The 15790-nt window shown below is 73.1% G+C and carries 16 protein-coding genes and 1 pseudogene; 9 read left to right on the top strand and 8 right to left on the bottom strand.

Features of this window, described 5'->3' with window-relative positions; genetic code table 11:
* Positions 1-97: 97 nt before the first annotated feature.
* The gene (locus tag IE326_RS42010; protein ID WP_444545375.1) at positions 98-307 is read right to left on the bottom strand and encodes a hypothetical protein; all 210 of its coding nucleotides are present in this window, start codon (positions 305-307) and stop codon (positions 98-100) included.
* Between the two features lie 33 nt (positions 308-340).
* Positions 341-691, bottom strand: a pseudogene (locus IE326_RS42015) (Crp/Fnr family transcriptional regulator); the annotation flags it as partial.
* Between the two features lie 295 nt (positions 692-986).
* Here IE326_RS42015 and IE326_RS05940 point away from each other — a divergent pair.
* Both IE326_RS05940 and IE326_RS05945 read left to right on the top strand, forming a co-directional pair.
* Entirely contained in the window at positions 987-1577 is a 591-nt protein-coding gene (locus IE326_RS05940) for an N-acetylmuramoyl-L-alanine amidase (protein WP_190040994.1), read from the top strand.
* 212 nt (positions 1578-1789) lie between these two features.
* The gene (locus IE326_RS05945) at positions 1790-2695 is read left to right on the top strand and encodes a 1-aminocyclopropane-1-carboxylate deaminase/D-cysteine desulfhydrase (protein ID WP_190040995.1); all 906 of its coding nucleotides are present in this window, start codon (positions 1790-1792) and stop codon (positions 2693-2695) included.
* Here the strand turns inward: IE326_RS05945 and IE326_RS05950 are convergent.
* Positions 2674-4257, bottom strand: a complete 1584-nt coding sequence (locus IE326_RS05950; protein ID WP_190040996.1) for a Na+/H+ antiporter — start codon at positions 4255-4257, stop codon at positions 2674-2676. The two genes, IE326_RS05945 and IE326_RS05950, sit on opposite strands and share 22 nt — an antisense overlap.
* A 79-nt stretch (positions 4258-4336) precedes the next feature.
* On the opposite strand from IE326_RS05950, the gene IE326_RS05955 reads away from it, so the two are divergent.
* The 3 genes from IE326_RS05955 to IE326_RS05965 all read left to right on the top strand — a co-directional run bounded on the left by IE326_RS05955 (position 4337) and on the right by IE326_RS05965 (position 6427).
* Positions 4337-4597 (top strand): UBP-type zinc finger domain-containing protein, encoded by a 261-nt coding sequence (locus IE326_RS05955; protein ID WP_150231591.1) that lies wholly within the window; start codon positions 4337-4339, stop codon positions 4595-4597.
* Positions 4598-4973: 376 nt separating this feature from the next.
* Entirely contained in the window at positions 4974-5387 is a 414-nt protein-coding gene (locus IE326_RS05960; RefSeq protein ID WP_150231590.1) for an ATP-binding protein, read from the top strand.
* A gap of 80 nt (positions 5388-5467) precedes the next feature.
* Positions 5468-6427 carry an RNA polymerase sigma factor SigF gene (locus tag IE326_RS05965; RefSeq protein WP_373310163.1) on the top strand — a complete coding sequence of 320 codons (960 nt, stop codon included), beginning with the start codon at positions 5468-5470 and terminating at the stop codon, positions 6425-6427.
* Positions 6428-6436: 9 nt separating this feature from the next.
* Here IE326_RS05965 and IE326_RS05970 read toward each other — a convergent pair whose 3' ends face one another.
* Positions 6437-6853, bottom strand: a complete 417-nt coding sequence (locus tag IE326_RS05970) for a hypothetical protein (RefSeq protein ID WP_150231588.1) — start codon at positions 6851-6853, stop codon at positions 6437-6439.
* 286 nt (positions 6854-7139) lie between these two features.
* Between IE326_RS05970 and IE326_RS05975 the strand changes: the two genes are divergently transcribed.
* Positions 7140-8108 (top strand): diacylglycerol/lipid kinase family protein, encoded by a 969-nt coding sequence (locus IE326_RS05975; RefSeq protein WP_150231586.1) that lies wholly within the window; start codon positions 7140-7142, stop codon positions 8106-8108.
* Positions 8109-8426: 318 nt separating this feature from the next.
* On the top strand, positions 8427-8684 hold the full coding sequence (locus IE326_RS05980; protein WP_003953983.1) for a WhiB family transcriptional regulator: 258 nt from the start codon (positions 8427-8429) through the stop codon (positions 8682-8684).
* A gap of 201 nt (positions 8685-8885) precedes the next feature.
* Here IE326_RS05980 and IE326_RS05985 read toward each other — a convergent pair whose 3' ends face one another.
* Positions 8886-10352 carry a sensor histidine kinase gene (locus tag IE326_RS05985; RefSeq protein WP_150233105.1) on the bottom strand — a complete coding sequence of 489 codons (1467 nt, stop codon included), beginning with the start codon at positions 10350-10352 and terminating at the stop codon, positions 8886-8888.
* A gap of 365 nt (positions 10353-10717) precedes the next feature.
* Positions 10718-11314 (bottom strand): TetR/AcrR family transcriptional regulator, encoded by a 597-nt coding sequence (locus IE326_RS05990; protein ID WP_190040997.1) that lies wholly within the window; start codon positions 11312-11314, stop codon positions 10718-10720.
* Between the two features lie 80 nt (positions 11315-11394).
* On the opposite strand from IE326_RS05990, the gene IE326_RS05995 reads away from it, so the two are divergent.
* Both IE326_RS05995 and nagB read left to right on the top strand, forming a co-directional pair.
* On the top strand, positions 11395-12144 hold the full coding sequence (locus IE326_RS05995) for an SDR family oxidoreductase (RefSeq protein ID WP_190040998.1): 750 nt from the start codon (positions 11395-11397) through the stop codon (positions 12142-12144).
* A 367-nt stretch (positions 12145-12511) separates the two neighbouring features.
* Entirely contained in the window at positions 12512-13297 is a 786-nt protein-coding gene (gene nagB / locus IE326_RS06000) for a glucosamine-6-phosphate deaminase (RefSeq protein ID WP_150231579.1), read from the top strand.
* A gap of 115 nt (positions 13298-13412) precedes the next feature.
* Here nagB and IE326_RS06005 read toward each other — a convergent pair whose 3' ends face one another.
* The gene (locus IE326_RS06005; protein WP_150231577.1) at positions 13413-14939 is read right to left on the bottom strand and encodes a glycoside hydrolase family 3 protein; all 1527 of its coding nucleotides are present in this window, start codon (positions 14937-14939) and stop codon (positions 13413-13415) included.
* A 7-nt stretch (positions 14940-14946) separates the two neighbouring features.
* On the bottom strand, positions 14947-15783 hold the full coding sequence (locus IE326_RS06010) for a carbohydrate ABC transporter permease (RefSeq protein WP_150233103.1): 837 nt from the start codon (positions 15781-15783) through the stop codon (positions 14947-14949).
* Between the last annotated feature and the right edge of the window lie 7 nt (positions 15784-15790).

Raw genomic sequence — 15790 nt, forward strand, 5'->3', positions numbered from 1 at the left:
CGCGCCGGTCCCGCTCTCACGGGCGGTCGCGCCGCACGGCCGGTCCGGCGCGCGGCGGCCGGGCGGGCCGGGGGTGGGGCCCCGGCCCGCCCGGGGCTCAGCGCCGGCGGCTGATCTCGACGCTCTCCAGGACGCCGAGCGCGTCGGGCACGAGGACCGCCGCGGAGTAGCAGGTCGTGACCAGGTAGGAGACGATCGCCTGCTCGCCGATCCCCGTGAAGCGGACGGAGAGGCCGGGCTCCACCTCGTCGGGCAGGCCCGTCCGGTGCAGGCCGATGACGCCCTGGTCGGACCCGCCGGTGCGCATGCAGACGATCGAGCTGGTGCCCGCGGCAGTCACCTGACGCTGGACGCGGCGGGCGGGCGGCTCGGCGGAGACCTCCTCGTCCTCGCACCCGCGCAGGGCCGGGAGTTCGCCGAGCTCGGCGGGGATGACGGCGACCCGTTCGCCGGTCTGGACGAAGGTGACGCGGCCGTCGCCCACGGCGTGGCCGAGCCGCCGGTCGACCCGGTAGGCACCGCCCTTCGCCTCGACCCGGGGCAGCGTCCGCAGCAGCCGGCGGGAGGAGATCTCCTGCACCTGCGGGGCCGACCTGGTGGTCGAGGCGAGGTTCCGCGCGGCAGCGGTGCCGAGACTCCGCCGCGGAGCCCGCTCCGCGAGGACCTCGTCGCCGACCGAACCAACGGACATGGAACTCCCTCTCGTACGTCTGGCGTGCGGAAGGAAGCCTTTCAGCACGGAACGTGCCCGCGCCATTACACAATCGGGTGGGACTGTTCGGTGATCTCCGGGGCATGTCGGCCGTTTTCCCTCCGGACGGTGGAGCGCGGGACCCGGCCGGATTGTCCGGATCGGCTCGCACACCGTCCGAACGGATGGCAGCGGAAGAGCGGAGTCCGGTACTCCGGAAGTTCGGTACGCCGGAGGTCCGGCACTCCGGGGCCCGGTGCTCCGGGGCCGGGCCTCCCTCTGGAAGGAGCACGCCATGGCGGTTCCGCTGTCCGCGAGCAGGATCCTCTCCGCACTGCGCGGCGAGGGACTGACGGTCGTCGAGGTCGGCGACTGGACCACTCACAACAGGAATCACAAGGGTCCCTGGGGCCCGGTGCACGGGGTGATGATCCATCACACCGTCACCCGGGGCACCGCACACACCGTCCGCATCTGCCGGGACGGCTACGAGGGGCTGCCGGGCCCGCTCTGTCACGGCGTCATCGCCAAGGACGGGACGGTCCACCTGGTCGGCCACGGCCGCGCCAACCACGCCGGGCTCGGCGACGACGAGGTGCTGCGCGCCGTGATCGCCGAGCACAGCCTGCCGCCGGACGACGAGGCCACCACCGACGGCAACCGGCACTTCTACGGCTTCGAGTGCGAGAACCTCGGCGACGGGAAGGACCCCTGGCCCAAGGTCCAGCTGGAGGCCATCGCGAAGGCGTCCGCGGCGCTCTGCCGGGCGCACGGCTGGACCCACCGCTCGGTGATCGGGCACCGGGAGTGGCAGCCGGGGAAGGTCGACCCGCGCGGCTTCACCATGGCCTCGATGCGCGAGCGGATCGCCGACCTGCTCCGCTGAGAGCCGGGGCACGCGCGCGTGCACGAGGAGAACGGGCCGGGCACGCGCGCGTACCCACGGGACGGCGGGGGCCGGTTCGAGGCCGTACGCGGGAGCCGGGCGGCACGCCCGGGACGGCGGCCCCGCCGCCCCGTGCACGCGCGCGTGCGGGGAACGGACCGGCCCCCCGGGCACGCGCGCGTGCCGTCCCCGGCGGCCGGGAGAATGGGCGGGTGGACACGTACGACCCCTCCGCCCTGCGGCCCCGGCTCCCCTCGCCCCTGGAGGCGGTGGCGGACGAGCGCTTCGCCCGGCGCGGGCTGACGCTGCTGCTCAAGCGGGACGACCTCATCCACCCCGACCTGCCGGGCAACAAGTGGCGCAAGCTCGCCCTCAACCTGCGCGCCGCCGCCGGGCGGCCGGTGCTGACCTTCGGGGGCGCGTACTCCAACCACCTGCGGGCCACCGCCGCCGCGGGCCGGCTGCTCGGCTTCCCCACGATCGGGATCGTGCGCGGCGACGAGCTGGCCGGCCGGCCCCTGAACCCCTCGCTGGCGCGGTGCGCCGCGGACGGGATGCGGCTGGAGTTCGCGACCCGCTCCGCGTACCGGGCGAAGCACGAGCCGGAGGTGCTCGCGGGCTTCCTGGAGCGGGCCCCGGAGGGGACGTACGTGGTGCCCGAGGGCGGCAGCAACGCGCTCGCGGCCCAGGGGTGCGCGGCGCTCGGCGGCGAGCTGTCCGGCCGGGCCGACGTGGCCGCGGTGGCCTGCGGCACGGGCGGCACCCTGGCGGGCCTCGCGGCCGGTTTCGACGGCCGGACCCTGGGGGTGCCGGTCCTGCGGGGCGGTTTCCTCGGCGGCGAGGTGCGGGCCCTCCAGGAGGCCGCCTTCGGCGGTCCGCGCGGCGACTGGCGGCTGGACGAGCGCTTCCACTGCGGCGGTTACGGCCGGACGACCCCGGAGCTCGACGCGTTCGCACAGGACTTCGAGGCGCGGCATGGACTCGCCATCGAGCGGTTGTATGTCGCCAAAATGCTCCTCGCACTGGTGTCCCTCGCCGAGGAGGGCGCCTTCCCGTCCGGGACCCGGATCGCGGCGGTGGTCACCGGGGCCCGCGATCAGTCGGTCTCCTCGCGGTAGGCGGCGGCCTCCTCCAGGTCGAGGCGGCGCAGGAGGGTGCGCATCATCTCGTCGTCGATCCGGCGCTCGTCGCGGAGCCGGACGAAGACCTCCCGCTCGGCCTCGATCATCTCCCGGGAGAGCCGCCGGTAGGTGTCGTCCGCGGTCTCCCCGGTGAGCTCGTTGACCGCGCCGAGCCGCTCCCAGACGCTGTTGCGGCGGCGCTCCAGGACCGTGCGGAGGCGGTCGGCGAGGGGGCCGGGCAGGGCGTTGCGCTCGTCGGCGAGGAGCGCGTCGAGGCGGGCCTCCGCGGCCCTGGACGCCTCGTTCTGGGCCTGCGCCTCGGCCAGGGTCTCCTGGTGGCGGTCGCGGCCGGGGAGCTTCAGGGCGCGGATCAGCGGGGGCAGGGTGAGGCCCTGGACGACGAGGGTGGCGATGACGGTGGTGAAGGTGAGGAAGAGGACCAGGTTGCGGGCGGGGAACTCGACGCCGTCGGTGACGACGGGGATGGAGAAGGCGATGGCGAGGGAGACCACGCCGCGCATGCCGGCCCAGCCGACGACCACGGGCGCCTTCCAGTCGACGCCCGGCTCGCGCTCCCGGACCCCGGCGGAGAGCCAGCGGGGCAGGAAGGTCGCCGGGAAGACCCAGACGAAGCGGACCACGACGACGAAGACGAAGACCCCGAAGGCGTACCAGAGCGCCTCCCCGACGCCGTAGGGGCCGAGCCCCTGGACGACGTAGGGCAGCTGGAGGCCGATGAGGGCGAAGACGGCGGACTCCAGGACGAAGGCGACCATCTTCCACACCGCCTCCTCCTGGAGGCGGGTGGCGAAGTCGACCTTCCACGCCTTGTGCCCGAGGAAGAGGCCGACCACGACGACGGCGAGCACCCCGGAGGCGTGGACCTCCTCGGCCGCCGCGTAGGCGACGAAGGGGATCAGCAGGGAGAGGGTGTTCTGGAGCAGGGGTTCGGTGAGGCGGGTCCGCAGCCAGTGGATGGGGACCATGAGGACCAGGCCGACGCCGATGCCGCCGACCGCGGCGAGCGCGAACTCGCCGAGGCCGCCGGCCCAGCTGACGGCCTCGCCGACGGCGGCGGCGAGGGCCACCTTGTAGGCGGTGATCGCGGTGGCGTCGTTCACCAGGGACTCGCCCTGGAGGATCGTGGTGATCCGGTGCGGCAGGCCGAGGCGGCGGGCGATGGCGGTGGCGGCCACCGCGTCCGGCGGGGCGACCACCGCGCCGAGGACGAGGGCGGCGGTCAGCGGCAGGTCGGGCACGAGGACGTAGGCGAGCCAGCCGACGGCCACGGTGGCGAAGAGGACGTACCCGACGGAGAGCAGCGCCACCGGCCGGATGTTGGCCCGCAGGTCCAGGTAGGAGGACTCGACGGCGGCCGTGTAGAGGAGCGGCGGCAGCACGATGTGCGGGTCGAGGGTGTAGTCGGGGACGCCGGGGACGTACGAGGCGACCAGGCCGACCGCGACGAGGAGGAGCGGGGCCGGTACGGGGGTCCGGCGGGCGAATCCCGCCACCGCCGCGCTCGCCGCCACCAGTGCCACCAGCCGGAGTGCGTCCATGCCGTCCCTCGCCGTCCCGTCTCTCCGTCGTGCGTCTCGTCCGTCCGGTCCGGGCGGTCCGCCCCGTACCCTGGCCATCATGATCGAGTGCCCGCACGTAGCAGAAATGCCGCGCCCCGAGCCGGCCCCGCTCCACGAGACCTGTCCCGAGTGCCTGGCGGACGGGACGAACCCGGTGCAGCTGCGGCTCTGCCTGACCTGCGGGCACGTGGGCTGCTGCGACTCCTCGCAGGGGCGGCACGCGACCGGGCACTTCGGGGCGACCGGGCATCCGGTGATGCGGACCTTCGAGCCGGGCGAGGCGTGGCGCTGGTGCTTCGTGGACGAGGCCCTGGTCTGAGACCGCTCCCCCGGTCCGGAGCGGTCGGAGCGGTCGGACGGGGCCGGAGCGGTTCGACGCGGTCCGGAGCGGTCGGACGGGTCCCGTGCGGTTCGACCGGTCCGGCTCGGGCCGGTGCGGTTCGACGGGTGGCCCGTTGGGTACGTCACCCCTCCTGCCGGTCGCCGTTTTCGGTCACCGCGCACCCCTGGCCACCGTCCGCACCCCTGGGCCTACCATGAGTGACGGGGGGCGGCAGGGGGCCGGTCGCCCGCGGCGACACGGCAGGATGGATCGCGATAGCGTCACGGCGGACCGCGCAGCCCCTGCGCGACCGCCAGGTCCGGGGGCCTTCCCCCCGGGCCCCGAACGAGCTTGTGCCACCTTGGAGGTGAGGGTGTCCCAGATCGCAGGCGAGCCCGGGACCCAGGACTTCGTGGAAGTCCGGCTGCCCGCTGCGGGTGCCTATCTGTCCGTGCTGCGTACGGCCACGGCCGGTCTCGCGGCGCGCTTGGACTTCACCCTCGACGAGATCGAGGACTTGCGGATCGCGGTGGACGAGGCCTGCGCGATCCTGCTCCAGCAGGCGGTGCCCGGCTCGGTCCTGAGCTGCGTCTTCCGGCTGGTGGACGACTCCCTCGACGTGACCGTGTCCGCGCCGACCACGGACGGCCGGGCGCCCGAGCGGGACACCTTCGCCTGGACGGTGCTGTCGGCGCTGGCCGGGAAGGTGGAGTCCACGGTCGCGGAGGACAACACGGTGTCGATCAGCCTGTACAAACAGCGCGGCGCGGGGCCAGGCCCGGCGTGAGGAGCGGGGACGCGACGGCCGGCATCCCTGGGCAGCAGGCACGGCCGCATGAGGTCGCTACGGAGCAGCAGGCGGACCAGATGAGCGAGCACGAGCAGCAGCACGACGAGGCTCCCCCCGGGCCGGCTCCGGCCGCCGGGGCCGAGGCCGCGCCCCTCGCCGACGGGGCTGCGGACGAGGCCGGGCCGGCGGCCGGCGAAGCCCCCGGCGACGGGGAAGCGGACGGCGGGGACGAGGACGGCGGGGACGACGGCGCCGTCGAAGGCGTCGCCCACGGACGTCACCCGCAGGACCGCAGCGGCGCCCGCGCGCTCTTCGTGGAACTGCGGTCGCTGCCGGAGGGCTCCCCGGAGAAGGCCGAGCTGCGCAACCGGCTGGTGCGGATGCACCTGCCGCTGGTCGAGCACCTGGCGCGGCGCTTCCGCAACCGCGGCGAGCCGCTGGACGACCTGACACAGGTGGCGACGATCGGCCTGATCAAGTCGGTGGACCGGTTCGACCCGGAGCGGGGCGTGGAGTTCTCCACGTACGCGACGCCGACGGTGGTCGGCGAGATCAAGCGGCACTTCCGCGACAAGGGCTGGGCGGTGCGGGTGCCGCGCCGGCTCCAGGAGCTGCGGCTGTCGCTGACCACGGCGACGGCGGAGCTGTCGCAGCAGCACGGCCGGTCGCCGACCGTGCACGAGCTGGCCGAGCGCCTGGGGATCTCCGAGGAGGAGGTCCTGGAGGGGCTGGAGTCGGCGAACGCCTACTCGACGCTCTCCCTGGACGTGCCGGACACGGACGACGAGTCGCCGGCCGTGGCGGACACGCTGGGCGCGGAGGACGAGGCCCTGGAGGGGGTCGAGTACCGGGAGTCGCTCAAGCCGCTCCTGGAGGGCCTGCCGCCCCGGGAGAAGCGGATCCTGCTGCTGCGCTTCTTCGGGAACATGACCCAGTCGCAGATCGCGCAGGAGGTCGGCATCTCGCAGATGCACGTCTCCCGGCTGCTGGCCAGGACCCTGGCGTCGCTCCGGGAGAAGCTCCTGGTGGAGGAGTAGGGGCGGGGGCTACGGGGCGTCCTGGCCGGGACGCCGGATGCCGAGCGCCTCGGTCGTGGCCGGGTTCACCAGGAGGACGAGCCCGGTCACGGCCAGGACGGCGAGGACGATCCCGGCGGGGATCACCCCGTCGGTCTGGAGCATCTGCCAGGCCACCGGCAGGGCGAGGATCTGGGTGATGACGGCGGGGCCGCGGCTCCAGGACCGCATCCGCCACAGGCCGCGGGCGGCGGCCAGCGGAATCAGCCCGAGCGCGATCACGGTCACCGCGCCCGTCGCCCCGCTCGTGAGGTCCCCGCCGTCGCCGGTGAGCGCGCGCACCAGCATGTAGACGCCGCCGGCGAGGAGCCCGAGGGCCTCGACGAGGGCCACGCCCGCGGCGGCGGCCAGGCGGGCGGGGCGGGGGGTCTGCTCCGTACTGCTCATGCAGGGCAGCGTAACGGGACCGCCCGGCGGGCCGGGTCCGGACCCCGCGCCGTCCCGGCCGCCCCGGCCGCCCCGGACCCCGCGCCGTCGCGGCCGGGGCGGGACCGGAGTCGTCCCGCCGCCCCGGACCCGCGCCGTCCCGGCCACCCCGGGACCCGGGTCGCCGCCCGCTCCCCCGGGGCCCGGCCCCCGGCGCTCCGTCCGGTCCCCGGGACCGGGCCGCGGGAGGTGTCCGGGTATCGGGCGGGAGTGGGATCGGTACCGCCGGGTAGGTACGCTGGCGGTCATGCGCGCACTTCTCGTGGTCAACCCGGCAGCCACCACCACCAGTGCCCGCACCCGGGACGTGCTGATCCACGCGCTGGCGAGCGAGATGAAGCTGGAGGCCGTCAGCACCGAGTACCGCGGGCACGCCCGGGACCTCGGCAGGCGGGCCGCGGAGTCCGGGGAGATCGACCTGGTCGTGGCCCTCGGCGGCGACGGCACGGTGAACGAGGTCGTGAACGGGCTGCTGCACGACGGGCCCGACCCGGACCGGCTGCCGGGCCTCGCGGTGGTGCCCGGCGGTTCGACCAACGTCTTCGCCCGCGCGCTGGGACTGCCGAACGACGCCGTGGAGGCGACCGGCGCCCTGCTGGACGCGCTGCGCGAGCAGCGGACCCGGACGGTGAGCCTCGGGCTCGCCTCGGGGACGCCGGGCACCCCGGACGAGGAGGTGCCGGCCCGCTGGTTCACCTTCTGCGCCGGTCTCGGCTTCGACGCCGGCGTGGTCGGCCGGGTCGAACAGCAGCGCGAGCGCGGCAAGCGGTCCACGCACGCCCTCTATCTGCGCCAGGTGCTCCGCCAGTTCCTGGAGGAGCCGCACCGCCGGCACGGGACGATCACCCTGGAGCGGCCCGGCGCCGAGCCGGTGGAGGACCTGGTCCTCTCCATAATCTGCAACACCTCCCCCTGGACCTACCTGGGCAATCGCCCGGTGTACGCGTCCCCGGAGGCGTCCTTCGAGACCGCTCTCGACGTGCTCGGACTGAGCCGGCTCTCCACTCCGGCGGTGGCCCGGTACGCCACCCAGCTGCTCACTTCGAGCCCCGAGAAGGGGCCTCGCGGCAAGCACGCGGTGACCCTGCACGATCTCACCGACTTCACCTTGCATTCGAAGGTTCCCCTCCCCCTCCAGATGGACGGAGACCACCTCGGGCTGCGTACGAGCGTGACGTTCACAGGCGTACGCCGTGCACTGCGTGTGATTGTGTGAGTGGAAGGGCCCAAAGTCCTTGCACTCGAACGTTTAGGCGCGCATCCACCCCTTAGAAGTACGGCTGTGACCTAGCCGACACCGAGGAATCAAAAAAAACTTTCCAGAAGGGGTTGTATCCGCTGCCGAGGTTTGCGAGTCTCTTCTTGGCGATCGGGACGGCCCGCAAGACCGGCCTCCACTGAGAGCCAGAACCCCTCCTCAAACCAAGGACCACACCGGTTCATCCGGCAGTCGGCCCTTCACTTGTTGAGGGATTCGTGAAAGCGTTCACATTCACAAGCAACTTGCACGTAATAACCAAGAGAGGTAGCAGCCATGGACTGGCGTCACAACGCCGTTTGTCGTGAGGAAGACCCCGAGCTGTTCTTCCCCATCGGCAACACCGGTCCTGCGCTGCTGCAGATCGAGGAAGCCAAGGCCGTCTGCCGCCGCTGCCCCGTCATGGAGCAGTGCCTGCAGTGGGCGCTCGAGTCCGGCCAGGACTCCGGCGTCTGGGGTGGCCTCAGCGAGGACGAGCGCCGCGCAATGAAGCGCCGCGCCGCCCGCAACCGGGCGCGCAACGCCAGCGCCTGAGCCACCTGCACAGCCTGAGGCACGCGGCGCGTACACCGTGTACGCATTCACCGCCCCCCCCGAGCCGCAGCGCGCAGCAGTAAAAAGCAGTACCCCACAGCATTCGAGCCCCGGACCGGATTTACCTCGGTCCGGGGCTCGCTGCTGTGCGTGACGGCCGCGTCGCGCCGCGCGCGACGGCCGACGCCCGTGCCGTACGGGCTACTTCTGCGGGCGCACCGGGATGTCCAGGACCACCTTCGTACCGCCCTCGCCGGCCGGCCGCATGTCGAAGGTGCCGCCCAACTCCCCCTCCACCAGGGTCCGTACGATCTGGAGGCCGAGGTTGCCCGCCTTCTGCGGGTCGAAGTCCTCGGGCAGGCCCCGGCCGTCGTCCCGCACGGTGATGAGCAGCCGGGCGTCGGGGCGGGGTTCGCCGCGGACCGCGCTCACCTCCACCGTGCCGTGCTCGCCGGGGGCGAAGGCGTGCTCCAGGGCGTTCTGCAGGATCTCGGTGAGGACCATGGAGAGCGGGGTGGCGACCTCCGCGTCCAGGATGCCGAAGCGGCCGTTGCGCCGGCAGGTGACCTTGCCCGGGGAGATCTCGGCCACCATCGCGATGACCCGGTCCGCGATCTCGTCGAACTCCACCCGCTCGTCCAGGTTCTGGGACAGCGTCTCGTGGACGATGGCGATCGAACCGACGCGCCGGACCGCCTCGTTGAGCGCCTCCCGGCCCCGCACCGAGTCCATCCGGCGGGACTGGAGGCGCAACAGGGCAGCCACCGTCTGGAGGTTGTTCTTCACCCGGTGGTGGATCTCCCGGATGGTGGCGTCCTTGGTGATCAACTCGCGCTCGCGGCGGCGCAGTTCGGTGACGTCCCGGAGGAGGACCAGGGAACCGATGCGGGTGCCCTTGGGCTTGAGCGGGATGGAGCGCAGCTGGATCACGCCGCCGCTGCCCTCCACCTCGAAGTTCCGGGGGGCGTAGCCGGAGGCCAGCTTGACCAGGGCCTCGTCGACGGGACCCCGGGAGGGGGCCAGGTCGGCGGTGATCTGCCCGAGGTGCTGGCCGACCAGGTCGGCGGCGAGACCGAGCCGGTGGTAGGCGGAGAGGGCGTTGGGCGAGGCGTACTGGACGACCCCGTCGGCGTCCAGGCGGACCAGCCCGTCGCCCGCGCGCGGCAGGGAGTCCATGTCGGACTGCTCGCCGGGGTAGGGGAAGGTGCCGGCCGCGATCATCTGGGCCAGGTCCGAGGCCGACTGGAGGTAGGTGAGCTCCAGCCGGGAGGGGGTGCGGACGGTCAGCAGGTTGGTGTTCCTGGCGATCACGCCCAGGACCCGGCCCTCGCGGCGGACCGGGATGGACTCGACCCGGACCGGGACCTCCTCGCGCCACTCCGGGTCGCCCTCGCGGACGATCCGGCCCTCGTCGAGGGCGGCGTCCAGGAGCGGGCGGCGGCCGCGCGGGACCAGGTGGCCGACCATGTCGTCCTGATAGGAGGTGGGGCCGGTGTTGGGCCGCATCTGGGCCACGGAGACGTACCGCGTGCCGTCGAGGGTGGGGACCCACAGCACGAGGTCGGCGAAGGAGAGGTCGGAGAGCAACTGCCACTCCGACACCAGCAGGTGCAGCCACTCCAGGTCGGAGTCGCTCAGGGCGGTGTGCTGGCGGACGAGGTCGTTCATGGAGGGCACGGTGCGAGCGTACCCGTGGAATTAACGGCCGGTGAACCTGGATCTCCGGGGCCGCGTGTTGGAGGATGGGCCCGGAAACACCGCGTTCAGGTGGATGGACAGACAAGAATGGTCTAGCCCACAATGAATCCAGAACTCCACACAGCCTCCATCCTCCCCGCACAGGAGGATGGACGAGGTACCCGGCGCTCTCTGCCCTGACTGCGCCGAGACCTCCCTTCACGGCCGAGGGACCGCACACCCCCGGCCGGGCACACCCGGGCTGCGGTGCCGGGCGGGTTGAGGGTCCCGCCGGGCGCCGCGGCCCGCGGTCTTCTCCGGGGCGCGCCACCCGCCCCCCTCCTTCGCACGGACTCTCAGGCGGGCGGCCAGGCCAGCATCGCCGACTCCGCCACCGCCGCGAGCTCCTCCTCCGTCGCCCCGTCGCGGGCCTGCTGGGACATGCCCTGGAGCACGGCCCCGCTCAGGCGCGCGAGGGTGCGCGGGTCGGCGTCCCCGGGGAGCGCGCCGGCGTCGACGTCCCGGCGGATGCGGTCCTCGATGGCGGCCAGATTGGCGTTGCGCCGGGCCCGCAGGGCCTCCTCGACCTCGGGGGTGGAGCAGTTGGTCGCCGCGGAGATCACCAGACAGCCGCGGGGGTGACCGGGCGCGGTGTAGTGGACGGCCGCCTCGCGGAGCATCCGCGCGACACCGGCGCGGGCCGTCGGCTCCTCCTCGAAGGCGCGGGTCCCGAAGGCCCCGTGCGAGAGCACGTACTCCGCCACGACCTCCTCGAAGAGCGTCCGCTTGTCGCCGAAGGCGGCATAGAGGCTCGGCGCGCTGATGCCCATCGCCCGGGTCAGGTCGGAGACCGAGGTCGTCTCGTACCCGTGCTCCCAGAAGGCCATCGTGGCCCGCTCCAGCGCCGTCGGCCGGTCGAAGGAACGCGGTCGGCCGCGCTGTCCTGTCGTCATGACGCCAATTCTATAGCGGCCGCTAAAGAAGGTGGTACGGTTCTTTCTGTAACGACCACTAGGGAATGGGGGGCGTCGCCATGGGCGTGCTCACGGGCAGGACGGCACTGGTCACGGGCGGGAGCCGGGGCATCGGACGGGGGATCGCCGAGCGGCTGGGCCGGGACGGGGCGCGGGTCGCCGTGCACTACGGGACGAACGAGGCGGCGGCGAAGGAGACGGTCGCCGCGATCGAGGCCGCCGGCGGGGAGGCCTTCGCGCTGGGGCAGGAGCTGGGCGTGCCGGGCGACGCCGAGGCCCTGTGGGCCGCCTTCGACGCCCACGCGGACGGCCTGGACATCCTGGTGAACAACGCGGGGATCGGCGCGTCGAGCCCCTTCGCGACGATCACCGAGGAGGAGTTCGGGCGGGTCTTCGCGGTGAACACGAAGGCGCCCTTCTTCCTCGCCCGGCTGGGGGCGGAGCGGCTGCGGGACGGGGGCCGGATCGTCAACGTGTCGACGGGGCTGAGCAGGAGCGCGCTGATGCCGGACCTGCTCGCCTACTCGATGTCGAAGGCGGCCCTGGACGTCCTGACCCGCGACCTGGCGAAGCTGCTGGGCCCGCGCGCGATCACGGTCAACTCGGTGGCGCCCGGGGTCGTGGCCACGGACAACACGGCCTGGCTGGACGGCGACGAGGAGGCCCGCGCGCGGGCGGCGGCGTACTCGGCGCTGGGCGGGATCGGGAGCACGGCCGAGATAGCCGACGTGGTGGCCTTCCTGGCCTCCGACGACGCGCGCTGGGTGACGGGGGCCTGGATCGACGCCACGGGGGGTTCGATGACCTGAGGGGCCGAGAGGGCGAGGAGGTCGGGGGGCTGAGGAGGTTGGGGGGGACGAGGAGGTTGGGGGACCTCAGGAGACCGGGCCCGAGGAGATCACGGGGGCACCGAGAGGGGCGGGCCCGGACCCGGCGGGTGAGCCCGACGGGTGGGCCCGGACCCGGCGGGTGGGCGGGACCCGATCGGCGGTCGCCGGGTGGGGTCCGAGTGGCTGGGGGGTGGCGTGCGGCCGACGATGGAGGGGCCGGAAAGTGCGGGCCGTCCGGGGTGCGGAACAGCATGAGGGGACGGGCTTCCCTCTGCTAGATTTGGACTTTGATTGGTCTATACCACATGGCCCCTCCCCAGCCCCTCACCAGATCGGCAGGCACAGCGTGGAAGTTGTCATCGTCAAGGACGCCAAGGCCGGCGGCGAGCTCATCGCGGACGGCATCGCCGACCTCCTGCGCCGCAAGCCCGACGCGCTGCTCGGCGTGGCCACGGGCTCGACCCCGATCCCGATCTACGACGCCCTGACCGCCCGGGTCCGGGCCGGCTCCGTCGACGCCTCGCGGGCCCGCATCGCCCAGCTGGACGAGTACGTCGGCCTGCCCGCCGGGCACCCGGAGTCGTACCGCTCGACCGTCCTGCGCCAGGTCGTGGAGCCGCTGGGCCTCACCGAGGACCACTTCATGGGCCCCGACGGCTCCGCCGAGGACGTCCAGGCGGCCTGCGAGGCGTACGACAAGGCGCTCGCCGAGGCCGGCGGCGTGGACCTCCAGATCCTCGGCATCGGCACCGACGGGCACATCGGCTTCAACGAGCCGTGCTCCTCGCTCGCCTCCCGCACCCGGATCAAGACGCTCACCGAGCAGACCCGGGTGGACAACGCGCGCTTCTTCGACGACGACATCGAGCAGGTGCCGCACCACGTCATCACCCAGGGCATCGGCACCATCCTGGAGGCCCGCCACCTGGTGCTGCTCGCCACCGGGGAGGGCAAGGCCGAGGCCGTCGCGCAGACCGTCGAGGGCCCCGTCGCGGCACTCGTGCCGGCCTCCGCGCTCCAGCTCCACCCGCACGCCACCGTGGTCGTGGACGAGGCCGCCGCCTCCAAGCTGAAGCTCGCGGACTACTTCCGCCACACCTACGCCGCCAAGCCGGCCTGGCAGGGCATCTGATCCCGGGGTCCTCCCCGGATCTCCCGGACCCGGGGAGGCCCCGGATCGCCCTCCGGCGCACGGAAGGGGCCCGGCACCTGTTCAGGTGCCGGGCCCCTTCGCGTACGGGTGTCCGTCAGGCGCCGGTGCCGACCACGGCCTCGGCCGCGGCACGGCCGCAGACCCGGGCCGCGCCGTGCGTGGCGATGTGCAGGGCGCCGCGCGGCTCCGCCTCGTTGAGGCCCATCTCGACGACGACGGTGTCCGGGCGGGCGGCCACCAGGCCGTCCAGCGCGGCCGTCATCCACGGGTGGCGGTGGAGGTCGCGGACGACCGCGACGATCCGCCGCTCCCCCGCCGCCGCGAGCACCGAGTCGACGGTGCCCTCCGCGTCGAAGGAGCCCGACTCCGTGCCCGGAAGCAGCCGGTCCAGCTCGGCGGCGACGCCCCACGGGGTCTCGTCGCCGACGGCGAAGTTGGCCACCGGGGTGAAGGAGGCGACGAACGGCGCGCTCGACACGGGGACGTAGAGCCCGTCCCCCTTGGTGATCCGCAGGGCCCGGCGGGCCGCCACGAGTCCGATGTCGGCACCGGGCGCGGTCCCCTCCTGCACTGCCGCGCCCGGCACCGACCCAGCCCCCCTCGCCCGGTGCGCCTGGGTCCAGGCCGCCAGGGCGCGCACGCGCGCCGCGGCGTCGGCCAGCCGCTCCTCGGGCAGTTCACCGGTCCGTACCGCGTCGACCAGCGCGTCGCGCAGGCGCAGTACGGTGCCCTCGTCGCACAGCCCGCCGCCGACGCAGATGGCGTCGGCGCCCGCCGCGATCGCGAGGACGGATCCGCGCTCGATGCCGTAGGTCGCCGCGACGGCCTGCATCTCCATGCCGTCGGTGACGATCAGCCCGTCGAAGCCCAGCTCCTGGCGCAGCAGACCGGTGAGGATCTGCGGGCTCAGGGTGGCCGGACGGTGGGCGTCGAGCGCGGAGAGCAGGATATGCGCGCTCATGACCGCTTTGGTACCCGCGGCGATGGCCGCGCGGAAAGGCACCAGCTCACGGGCGTGCAGTGTGGCGAGGTCCACATCGATCCGGGGCAGCGCGTCGTGCGAGTCGACGTTGGTGTCGCCGTGCCCGGGGAAGTGCTTGGTGCAGGCCGCGACCCCGACGGCCTGGAGGCCGTCGACGTACGCCACGGTGTGCCGGGCGACCAGGTCCGGGTCCGGTCCGAAGGAGCGGACGCCGATGACGGGGTTCTCGGCGTTGGAGTTCACGTCGGCCGAGGGGGCCCAGTTGAGGTCGATGCCGCAGGCGACGAGCCGGCGGCCGAGCTCGCGGGCGACGGCCCGGGTCAGCTCGACGTCGTCGACCCGGCCCAGGGCGTAGTTGCCCGGGAAGGACGAGCCCTCGTTGACCTCCAGGCGGGTCACGTCGCCGCCCTCCTCGTCGATGGCGACGAGGACGTCGTCGCGCTCGGCGCGGAGCTGGGCGGTGAGGCGGGCGAGCTGCTCGGGTCCGGCGACGTTGCGGCCGAAGAGGCCGACGGACGACAGGCCCTCGCCGATCCGGCGGAGCAGCCAGTCGGGGGCGGTGGTGCCCTCGAAGCCGGGCTGGAGCACCGTGAGCGCGTCGCGGGTCAGGGTGTCCGAGCCGTGTACGAGTGTGGTCATGGCGCCGTTATCCCTTCACCGCGCCGGCGGTCATGCCGCCGACGGCCTTGCGCTGGAGGAAGAGGAAGACGATGAGCACCGGGAGGGCGAAGAGCGTGGAGGCGGCCATGGTGGCGCCCCAGTCGTCGCCGAACGCGGTCTGGAACTGGGTGAGCCAGAGCGTGAGGGTCTGGTTCGTCTTGTCCTTGTTGAGCACGAGGACCATCGCGAACTCGTTCCAGGCCGTGATGAAGCCGAAGAGCGAGGTGGACATCAGGCCCGGGGCGAGCAGCGGGAAGATGACCTTGCGGAAGGCCTGGCCGCGGGTGCAGCCGTCGATCTGGGCGGCCTCCTCCAGCTCGACCGGGACGGCGGCGATGAAGCCGCGCAGGGTCCAGATGGTGAAGGGCAGGACCATCACGAAGTAGATCGCGGTGAGCAGCGGGATGCTGTTCAGCATGTCGTTGTCACGGGCGATCATGTACATCGCGATGACCATGACCTCCCAGGGGGCCATCTGCGCCATCATCACGATGAGGACGATGCCCTTGCGGCCCTTGAACTTCATGCGGGCGATCGCGAAGCTCGCGGCGAGCGCGACGAGCAGGGCCAGCAGGACGGCACCGACGGTGACGACGAGGCTGTTGGTGACGTACGTCCAGAACAGGTCGACCCCGGTGGCCGTCGAGTAGTTCTCGAAGGTCGGCGTGAAGAGGAAGACCGGGTCCTTGGAGAGGATCTCGCTCTGCGGCTTCAGCGAGGACGAGAACATCCAGTAGACCGGGAAGACGAAGATCACGGCCAGGACGAGCGCGGTGGCGTTCTTCGCCACGGCGCCGACGGTCAGCGGCTTGCGGGTGCGCAGCTTCTGC

Origin of the sequence: Streptomyces filamentosus (assembly GCF_014654895.1) — a bacterium.
Classification (GTDB): domain Bacteria; phylum Actinomycetota; class Actinomycetes; order Streptomycetales; family Streptomycetaceae; genus Streptomyces; species Streptomyces filamentosus.